At 72.8% G+C, this 6651-nt stretch carries 7 protein-coding genes; 4 read left to right on the top strand and 3 right to left on the bottom strand.

What is annotated here, in order from left to right:
* Positions 1-63: 63 nt before the first annotated feature.
* On the bottom strand, positions 64-699 hold the full coding sequence (locus ABZ906_RS10655) for a TIGR04222 domain-containing membrane protein (RefSeq protein WP_361380143.1): 636 nt from the start codon (positions 697-699) through the stop codon (positions 64-66).
* Between the two features lie 216 nt (positions 700-915).
* On the opposite strand from ABZ906_RS10655, the gene ABZ906_RS10650 reads away from it, so the two are divergent.
* From ABZ906_RS10650 to ABZ906_RS10640, 3 genes are all read left to right on the top strand, one after another.
* Positions 916-1896 (top strand): helix-turn-helix domain-containing protein, encoded by a 981-nt coding sequence (locus tag ABZ906_RS10650; protein WP_361380140.1) that lies wholly within the window; start codon positions 916-918, stop codon positions 1894-1896.
* Between the two features lie 177 nt (positions 1897-2073).
* The gene (locus ABZ906_RS10645) at positions 2074-2730 is read left to right on the top strand and encodes a peptidoglycan-binding protein (protein ID WP_361380137.1); all 657 of its coding nucleotides are present in this window, start codon (positions 2074-2076) and stop codon (positions 2728-2730) included.
* Between the two features lie 75 nt (positions 2731-2805).
* Entirely contained in the window at positions 2806-3516 is a 711-nt protein-coding gene (locus ABZ906_RS10640) for a C39 family peptidase (protein WP_361380134.1), read from the top strand.
* 290 nt (positions 3517-3806) lie between these two features.
* On the opposite strand, the gene ABZ906_RS10635 is transcribed toward ABZ906_RS10640, so the two are convergent.
* Positions 3807-4364, bottom strand: a complete 558-nt coding sequence (locus ABZ906_RS10635; protein WP_361380131.1) for a sigma-70 family RNA polymerase sigma factor — start codon at positions 4362-4364, stop codon at positions 3807-3809.
* A 155-nt stretch (positions 4365-4519) separates the two neighbouring features.
* On the opposite strand from ABZ906_RS10635, the gene ABZ906_RS10630 reads away from it, so the two are divergent.
* Positions 4520-5533 carry a MerR family transcriptional regulator gene (locus tag ABZ906_RS10630; protein ID WP_361380128.1) on the top strand — a complete coding sequence of 338 codons (1014 nt, stop codon included), beginning with the start codon at positions 4520-4522 and terminating at the stop codon, positions 5531-5533.
* A 54-nt stretch (positions 5534-5587) separates the two neighbouring features.
* Here the strand turns inward: ABZ906_RS10630 and ABZ906_RS10625 are convergent, their stop codons facing one another.
* Positions 5588-6640, bottom strand: coding sequence for an iron-containing redox enzyme family protein (locus ABZ906_RS10625; protein WP_361380125.1), 1053 nt, complete (start codon positions 6638-6640; stop codon positions 5588-5590).
* Positions 6641-6651 lie beyond the last annotated feature (11 nt).

Raw genomic sequence — 6651 nt, 5'->3', positions numbered from 1 at the left:
GTCGTGTCGTCTTTACTTGCCCTATTGTTTTAACCGCTTTTTGGGTGTATTACTCTTTGGTGCTTAGCGGGCCCCCCCCCCCCCCCGGGGGCGCCCCCCCCCCCCCCCCCCCCCGCCGCCACCCCCGCCCCCGCAGCCGCCACCCGAACCGGAGTCGTAGTGGTCGGAGGAGTCCAACCCGTTGTCGAGGGCTCTGCCCATCCGCAGCAGGGCCCGGCCGAGACCGGGCGGGATCAGCTGCGCCTCCGTGACGCCGCGCCGGACCGTGCCCGTGGGCAGGACCGCGGGGCCGCCGCACACGTAGGCCGGCAGGCTCTCGTCCTCCTCGGCCATCTGGAGCCGCTGTTTGCCGACCCGGGTCAGCTGGTGCCTGGCCCGGGTCACCAGGCCCCACTCGGCGAGCCGGTCGGCGATCTCCTCGACCTCGTCGGACTCCCGCAGCTCCGCGCACACGGACGCCGTGCTGCGGTTGCGCAGACACGCCGTGACCAGGGCGCGCTCGACCGGGTGAGAGGGCAACTCGCCCTCCGCGGCGCGCACCCGCGACGCCCTGAGTCTGATCAGCCCGCTCTCGGCGAGCCTGATCACCGCGCACTCCACCACGCGCCGCGACCCGCCCGCCAGATACGCGACGTCGTACACACCAAGGGCCCGTCGTGCTCCCACCGCCGTCGTGGCCCGCCTGAAGTACCTCCGCATGCCCCCGCCCCCTCCGGACGCCCCGTCTTTCGGCTGTGGTGCCCGATGGCGGCAGCGCACACCCCTCTCCCCGGTGCCTTCAGAGCAAAACTTGAGGGTCTTGGCCTCGCCCGTCTCTCTTGACAGCAACCGCCCCACGGCGATCGCCTGGTGTCCTGCCGCGCGGCGACGCGTCGGCCGCAATGCCGGGCACGGGCACAGGGGGAGAGGCGGGCCATGCTGCGGGTGCACTTCACGGCCGAGGACCTGGCGCGGGTACGGGTCGCCCCGGGGCCCGACTTCCTCTGGGAGATCAGCAACAGCGTCCAGACGTTGCAACGCCGGGACGGCGCACGGGAGTTCGGGGAATGGCGGCGGTGGGCCCGGCCGCGGCTGTCGGACAGCTGCCGGCTCCTGTCGCCGCTCCTGCCGCCGCACGGCTGCTCCCCGGACTTCCTCACCCCCACCCACGGATCGGGCCAGACGCTCCACGCGGCCGTCGACACCCTCGTGCGCACCCCCCGTCCGCGGCTGCGCACCGACCTGACGCGGGTGGCCGCGTCGCGCCGCCTTCCGGGCTGGACGGAGTCCCTCGCGCGCGGCGACGGCGCCGCGCTGCGGCAGTTGGGGCAGGCCCTCCACACGTACCACCTGGAGGCGCTCGCGCCGTTCTGGCCGCGCATCCACGCCCAGATCGACGCCGACCGCATCATCCGCCTGCACAGCCTCCTCGACGGCGGCACCGAAGGGCTCCTGGCGGAACTGGGGCCTCAACTGCGCTGGCGGCCGCCGGTGTTGGAGGCCGACTACCCCGTGGAGCAGGACCTGCGTCTCGACGGCCGGGGGATCACCCTGCAGCCCTCGTTCTTCTGCTGGCCCACGCCTGTCACGCTCGCCGACGGCGAACTGCCCCCCGTCCTGGTGTATCCCATCGAGCACGCCATGGACTGGACCCGTCCCGAGCCCCCCGACCGCATGGACGACGGCGCGCTGGGGCCGCTCGTCGGTCATACGCGCGCCGCCGTCCTCAAGGCGGTCCTCACCGGCTCCTCCACGGTCGAACTGGCCCGCCTCCTGGAGGTCACCCACCCGGCCATCAGCCAGCACATCAAGGTGCTGCGTGCGGCGGGCCTTGTGACCACCGTCCGCCGAGCGGGACGCTCGCTTCATGTCGCGACCGCCGAAGGCCGTGCGCTGCTGCGCAGTTGCGGGCCGTAAGTCTGGGCTTTCATTGATTGCTTCTGGCATGGCCATGCAAGGAAGCTTGCCGGGCTGTTGCCCACGCATCCCCCCACCGCGTTGCGTCCCCGGCCCCGACCTGAGCGCGTCGTTCAACGCGCGTCGACGTGCGCACGGCACGCCGGGACGCAATGACGATCCGATGAAGGAGTGGCGTTGCGCACTACCCGTACCCTCACCCGCCGCGCGGCCGTGGCCGCCTCGCTCGCCGTGGTCGGCTCCCTGTTCGCCGTGCCTTCCGCCGCCTCCGCGGCTTCCTCCGGCCACGGCATCGAGTGGTTCCAGGAGCGCCACGGGCTGCCCCGGACCGGCTCGGTCGACCGCGCGACGGCCACCGCCCTGCGGCAGGCCTCCGACGCCGAACTGCACCGGGCGTTCAGGACCGCGGCCGACCTCGGCCCGGAGGAACTCGCCAACGCCCGCACCGTCATCGGTGTCGGCAAGGGCGCCCAGATCCCCGAACAGGGCCAGGTCATCGCGCTGATGACGGCGATGCAGGAGTCGAAGTTCGTCAACTACCTGACGCCGGTGGACCACGACTCCCTGGGGATCTTCCAGCAGCGGCCCAGTACCGGCTGGGGCACTCCCGAGCAGATCACCGACGTGGCCACCTCGTCCAAGTCCTTCTACGGAGTGGCCCCCTTCGGCAGCAATCCGGGGCTGATCCAGATCAGCGGCTGGGAGACGATGCCGCCCGGCGAGGTCTGCCAGGCCGTCCAGCGGTCGGCCTATCCCGACCGCTACGCGCAGTGGGAGCAGTTCGCCCGCGACCTGCTCGCAGAGGAAGGCCCCTCGGTCCCGCCGATCCCCTGAGCCGCCATGCGTCAGCCGAGCCCCGTCGCATCCCGTACGCCCCCGCACTCCCCACCCCTCACTCCAGGAGCCCGTATGCGCAAGAGACTTGTCTCCACAGCGATCGCCGTAGCCGCGGTCGGCGCCCTCGTCACGCCGGCCGCCGCCCATGCCGAACCCGCGCCTCCCGCCGCTGTGTCGGTCCTCGACCACGGTTCGAAGGCCGGGACCGCGGTCGTCAGCGGACAGAACGAGCCCGGCACCCGGCTGCGCGTCGGCGGCGCGCAGACCCGCAGCGCCCACACGCTGCCCGTCGACTACCAGGTCCAGGAGACCGGCTACTGGTGCGGCCCCGCCGCCACCCGCATCGCCCTGTCCGCCCGCATCGCCCCGCCGAGCCAGGGCGCCCTGGCCGCGCAGCTCGGCACCACCGAGGCGGGCACCGACCACATAAGCCAGGTCACCGGCGTGCTCAACGCCAACCTCGGCACCGGCTGGTACGAGACGAAGGAGATGCCGAACGATCCGCCGAGCCAGGCCCAGAAGGACCTGCTGTGGAACGACATCGTCCTGGACATCGACAACAACTACCCGCTGGTGACCAACATCGTGGCCCCGCCCGGCAACCAGCCGCCCGGCTATCCGTCGGACCAGACGATCTACCACTACTTCACGGTCATCGGCTACGACGACGCGAACCGCACCGTCCTCATCGCCGACCCCGCCTCCTTCGGCGGCAACCAGATCTACTGGCTCTCCTTCGACCAGCTCGCCACCCTCATCCCGCCGAAGGGCTACGCGGCCTGATCCTCGCGCAGCGCATGGTCCGGCAAGGGTGAAGAACCTGATCCATGAGGGGCCACTGAGTCGCGACTGTGGGTGGCGGCGACGCGACAGCCGCCGCCCACAGCCCGCTCGGCCGCCGTTTCGGGGGCAACGGCGACAGCCTCAGCGGCACCGACTCCGCTGAGGCCGAACAGGGGAGCAGGGTCCGGGCGACCCTGCCGGCCTCAGGTACATGGCGGTCATTGATGAGCTGAGCTACCCCTTGCTTCCGCCCGCACCAGGCGCGCGGATGCAGCGGCGGCCGAGAATCTTCAGCGGTCGTCCTCCGCGTCGGCCAGACGGGTCCGCAGACTGCGGATGCCGCGCCGCGCGTGGCTCTTGACCGTGCCCAGCGGCAACCCGGTGCGCTCGGCGATCTGCGGATGGGTCAGATCCTCGTAGAACGCCAGACGCAACACCGTCCGCTGCGGGGCCGGAAGCCTCGCCAGCTCCTGGTTCATCAGCGTCCGGTCGACCGCCGAGTCCATCCCCTCCGTGGCGCGGTGGTCCATGGCCGCGTACTGCGCGCCGGCCCCCTCCACGAGAGCCGCCCGCCGGGTGCGCGCCGCCAGCGCGTCCGCGATCCTGTGCCGTGTGATGCCGGTCAGCCAGGCCCCGGGGCTGCCGAGTTCGGGCCGGTAGGCGGCCCGACCGCGCCAGGCGGCGAGGAAGACCTGCTGGGTGATGTCCTCGGCCTCGCGGCTGTCGCCGAGCGCGCGCTGGGCAAGGACGTGCACCAGAGGCCCCCAACGGTGATACGCCGCGGTGAGGGTCGCTTCGTCACCACCGGCCAGGCCCGCAGCCGGATCGGTGGTCACCGGTGTGCTCATCGACGCTTCGTCAGCTCCTCCCGGCGATCACAAATCGCCGTACGACCGAACGGAAACGGGCAGTCGCGCCGTAGCCCCGGCCGCGATCCGGTCATCCTGGGAACAGCCGCTCAGGCACGGCAACCCGCATCGCTTGTGCGTCGTATCGTGGCCTGATGAGCGAGGGGCAACACCGCGGGCAGGACGGCGATTCGGCCGGCACGGGAGTGACCACCGGTGCTCTGGCGCGGCGCTTGGGGGTGTCGCCGACGACGTTGCGCACCTGGGACCGCAGGTACGGCCTCGGCCCTGCCCGCCGCGACCCCGGCCACCACCGCCGCTGGTCGGACCGGGACATCGCCGTCCTCGAGGAGATGGGCCGCCTCACCTCGGCGGGCATGCCGCCGGCCGAGGCCGCCCACCAAGCGCTGAAGCTCCTCGACGCCGCGACGGCGGCCCACCCCCTCACCGGCCCGGTGATCGTGCCCGGGCCGAGGCGGTCCGCGCCTCCGGCGCCGAAGCCGTCGTCCGACACGATGGTCCGCAGGCGCAAGGGGCTTTCACGCGCCGCCGTACGCCTCGACGCACCCACCGTGCAGGATCTGCTGGCCGACGCGGTGGAGAGCCACGGCCTGGTCACCGCGTGGCAGGAGCTGATGGTGCCGACGCTGCACGCCGTGGGCCGCAAGTGGGAGGAGGCCGGCGACCGTTACGTGGAGGTCGAGCACCTGCTGTCCTGGCACATCTCCCGCACCCTGCACCGCTGCGCCGCGGAGCCGAAGAACCCGGCCCCCTCGGGCGCGCCGGGCACGGAGGCGCCCCTCGTCCTGGCCTGCGTGCCGGGCGAACAGCACTGCCTGCCGCTGGAGGCGCTCAGCGCGGCCCTGGGCGAACTGGGCCTCCCGCAGCGCATGTTCGGTGCGGCGGTGCCGGTCGAGGCGGTCTCGTCGGCCGTGCGCAGGACGGGCCCGGCCGTCGTCGTTCTGTGGGCGCAGGCCCGCTCCACCGCGAGCGTCCCGCTGGCCCGGCACATCGCCGACATCCGCTGGGGGGTACGGGGAGCCCGCGGCCGTCCCGTGGTCATGCTGGCCGGGCCCGGCTGGGCGGGTCCCGCGGTGCGCGGGGCGCTGCGTCCCACCAGCCTGCGGGAGGCGCTGGGCCAGATCGACCGGGTGCGCGGGTCCGCCTGACGGCCCGGGGGCACGGCTCTCGTCCGGTCGGGGTCCGGTCGGGGTCTGGTCCGGTCAGCCCGCGGCCGGCAACGGCGTGCGCAGAGCGCTGCGTTCCTCGCGCCAGGCGGACAGGAGCCGTGCGCCCAGGCGGTCCTCCAGGAAGCCCGTCGCCTCGATGCCGAAGACCACGTCGGTCTCCAGACCGGGTTCGCTCGCCAGGAGGCCGCCGATCACGTCGCGGCGCACCACCTGCTCGTGCACCGCGTCGGCCTCCACGTGCTCGTCGTAGAACCGCTCGGCCGCCGGGCCCGCGCCGCTCCTGCGCATGGCCTTGGCCAGCCGCCGCGAGCCCGGCGACGAGGTGACCTCGACGGCGGCGAAGTGCCCGACCAGAGCGCCGCGCAGCGCCCGGTGCAGACCGAGCAGGGACATCAGATTGACCGTCGCGAGCACCTCGCCGGGCGCGGCATCGAGGTAGTGGCCGTAGGCCGTCTCCAGGGCGAGGTCCTCCATGAGGTCGGCGTAGAGCCGGGCATGGATGTCCTCGGAGCGCCCGGCCCCGAACTCGTCGAACTCCACGGCCACCATGCCCGCCTTGGCCCGGCCGTGCAGCCGCGGGATGACCCAGGCGTGCGGGTCGGCCTCCTTGAGGTGGTACAGCGAGCGGGCCGCCGCGTACTCCCGCAGCTGCCACAGTTCGCCGTCGCGCTGGAGGTGATGGCTGACGCTGGTGCTGCTGTGGCCGATGGGCTCCACGAGGAGACCGGCCAGGGCACGGTCGGCGCTGTCCGTGGAGCGGCAGTTGGCGCGCAGGGCGTGGAGGAAGCGGCCTTCGAGCGCGCGGCGCAGTCCGAGCAGTTCGGGGTCCCATTCGAGGTCCTCGCGGACCCCGTCGAAACCCTGGTAGTGCAGCTCGTAGAGCAGATAGAGGGCGAGTTGGAGATCGTCGCCGTAGGGGTCGGCGTCGTGGGTGTCCAGGGGCAGGGGACCCGAACTGCCCCCGGCCCGCAGCGTGCCGGCCACCAGGCTGGACAGGAGGCCGCGGGGTTCGGGCAGGGGCGGGCTCGTGCGGCGTGATTCGCGGGCGGCGTCGTGCGGGGGAGGGCTCTGGTTGTCGGCGGGCATCGGGTTTTTCC

The sequence above is a fragment of the Streptomyces sp. NPDC046925 genome (genome assembly GCF_040644915.1).
Classification (GTDB): Bacteria; Actinomycetota; Actinomycetes; order Streptomycetales; family Streptomycetaceae; genus Streptomyces.
Note: the sequence above shows the minus strand (reverse complement) of the source record. Positions and strands in the feature narration are given on the sequence as shown.

Excerpts from the sequence above, each read along its gene's own strand:
- ABZ906_RS10625 (WP_361380125.1), bottom strand. The coding sequence starts at position 6,640 with ATGCCCGCCGACAACCAGAGCCCTCCCCCGCACGACGCCGCCCGCGAA.
- ABZ906_RS10655 (WP_361380143.1), bottom strand. The coding sequence starts at position 699 with ATGCGGAGGTACTTCAGGCGGGCCACGACGGCGGTGGGAGCACGACGG.
- ABZ906_RS10635 (WP_361380131.1), bottom strand. The coding sequence starts at position 4,364 with ATGAGCACACCGGTGACCACCGATCCGGCTGCGGGCCTGGCCGGTGGT.
- ABZ906_RS10630 (WP_361380128.1), top strand. The coding sequence starts at position 4,520 with ATGAGCGAGGGGCAACACCGCGGGCAGGACGGCGATTCGGCCGGCACG.
- ABZ906_RS10650 (WP_361380140.1), top strand. The coding sequence starts at position 916 with ATGCTGCGGGTGCACTTCACGGCCGAGGACCTGGCGCGGGTACGGGTC.
- ABZ906_RS10640 (WP_361380134.1), top strand. The coding sequence starts at position 2,806 with ATGCGCAAGAGACTTGTCTCCACAGCGATCGCCGTAGCCGCGGTCGGC.